Genomic DNA, 1,783 nt, shown 5'->3' with positions numbered 1-1,783 from the left:
GCGCGACCCTGATCGCGATTGATCCGACACGGTTCGGAAATGCCGCCTTCAACGACTATGTCACGCGCATCTGTGCCGAGATCGACGGCAACGGCACCGCCCGCATACCCGGTGACGGGCGGCTGAAGAACCGCGCCGCGTCTCAGGCCGAGGGTGTCAGCGTCAGCACCGAATTGCTGTCGCAGTTGCAAGACTTGCGGTAAGCTCTCGAACCGATGGCACGGGGGTCAGGGTAAGCTCAACTTGGCCATCCGCCCGCCATCGACCGTATAGACCTGCCCTGTGATAAAGCCGCTTTCCTCGGCAGCCAGAAACGCCGCCAATGCTGCCACTTCTTCGGGCCTGCCGGTGCGCGCGACCGGGTGAATCTGGCCGATGTCCCGGCGAAACGCATCCGGGTCGGGCATCGAGTCGATAAAGTCGAGGTTCAACTCGGTGTCGATCCAGCCCGGCGCAATCGCGTTGCAACGAATACCCTCGGCCCCGTGATCCACCGCCACGGCGCGGGTCAGCCCGTGCAGCCCGGCCTTGGAGGCGCAATAGGCCGCGTGGCCGGGATTGCTGCCCAGCCCCTCGATCGAGCCGGTATTGACGATGCTGCCCTTGGTTTTGCGCAGATGGGGCAAAGCGGCCTGAATCATCAGGAAGGGCGCGGTCAAGTTGACGGTCAGATTTTTCTGCCAGTCATCCAACGTCAACTCTTCGACGCGGGCCTCCTGCATCATACCGGCATTGTTGATCAGAACGTCCAACTTCGCGGCGCGGGCGATGACCTCGGCCACCACCTGTGCAGGCGCGGCAGGGTCGGTGAAATCGGCTGCGATCCCTTCGAAATGATCATCCCCGCCGCGCTGGGCGGTAAAGACGCGCGCGCCCTCCTCCGTCAGCCGTGCCGCGATGGCTTGCCCTATCCCCGAGCGACCGCCGGTGACCAGAACAACCTTGCCCTCAAACCGCCTCATGCGACCGGTTTCCCGCCATTGACCTCAACCAGCGTGCCGCACATGTAGCGCGCCGCATCCGAGGCGAGGAACAGGACCACATCGGCAATATCCTCAGGCTCGGCGATCCGCCCAAGAGGCACGGTCTTACCCAGTTCAGTCACGGCCTCGTCAGGATCAAACCCGCGCTTGGCAAAGCCCGAGCGCAGCATCGGTGTATTCACCTCGTTGGGACAGACCGCGTTGATGCGGATACCCTGATGCGCGTGGTCCATGCCCATGCATTCGGTCAGCGAGGCGATTGCGGCCTTGGTCATGCAATACAGCGCGTGGTTCGGCCCCGGCGCCTTACCGCCCCAGCACGAGGCGGTGTTGACGATGGCCCCACCACCCGTCTCGGCCATCAGCGGGATGGCCGCGCGGCAGATGCGGAACGGGGCCTCGACATTGACGCCCATCGACAGGGACAAGTCAGCGTCCGAGGTCTCGGTCACCGGCCCGCGCGTGATCACGCCCGCGTTGTTGATGACGATGTCCAGCCCGCCCAACGCGTCATGTGCGGCCTGAGGCAGCGCGTCGCAATAGCCTGCCTCCAGCAGGTCGCCGGGCAAATGCGCCTCGGCGGTCAGGGTGTCGGTTGCACGGTCTGCGACTGCCACCCGCCCGCCACTTTGGCGCAGCTTGTCGACAATGGCCTGACCGATGCCGCCCGCAGCGCCGGTGACCAATGCGCGTTTTCCTTCGAACATTTTGTTATAACTCCCAGGTTTCGAGTGGAGTGCCCAGAAGATCGCGGTCTACGGTGACCCCCAATCCCGGTGCGTCGGGTGGCAGAACGCCGC

General features: G+C 64.4%; 2 protein-coding genes and 1 pseudogene. 1 reads left to right on the top strand and 2 read right to left on the bottom strand.

The features are described 5' to 3' along the window. Positions 1-203 (top strand): annotated as a pseudogene (locus tag ACR0E6_RS20980) (Ldh family oxidoreductase); the annotation flags it as partial. Between the two features lie 24 nt (positions 204-227). Here ACR0E6_RS20980 and ACR0E6_RS20975 read toward each other — a convergent pair. Together ACR0E6_RS20975 and ACR0E6_RS20970 are read right to left on the bottom strand one after the other, a co-directional pair. Next, positions 228-962: an SDR family NAD(P)-dependent oxidoreductase gene (locus tag ACR0E6_RS20975; protein WP_480565978.1), complete on the bottom strand. Its 735-nt coding sequence runs from the start codon at positions 960-962 to the stop codon at positions 228-230. After that, positions 959-1,690 (bottom strand): SDR family NAD(P)-dependent oxidoreductase, encoded by a 732-nt coding sequence (locus ACR0E6_RS20970; RefSeq protein ID WP_480586928.1) that lies wholly within the window; start codon positions 1,688-1,690, stop codon positions 959-961. The genes ACR0E6_RS20975 and ACR0E6_RS20970 overlap by 4 nt, the downstream gene beginning before the upstream one ends. Between the last annotated feature and the right edge of the window lie 93 nt (positions 1,691-1,783).

The organism is Ruegeria sp. AP12, assembly GCF_056540025.1.
The sequence above is the reverse complement of the archived record's forward strand: the minus strand, read 5'-3'. Positions and strand labels throughout refer to the sequence as shown.

Bases quoted from the DNA above. Each gene is read 5' to 3' on its own strand.
- ACR0E6_RS20975 (WP_480565978.1), bottom strand. From the start codon at position 962: ATGAGGCGGTTTGAGGGCAAGGTTGTTCTGGTCACCGGCGGTCGCTCG.
- ACR0E6_RS20970 (WP_480586928.1), bottom strand. From the start codon at position 1,690: ATGTTCGAAGGAAAACGCGCATTGGTCACCGGCGCTGCGGGCGGCATC.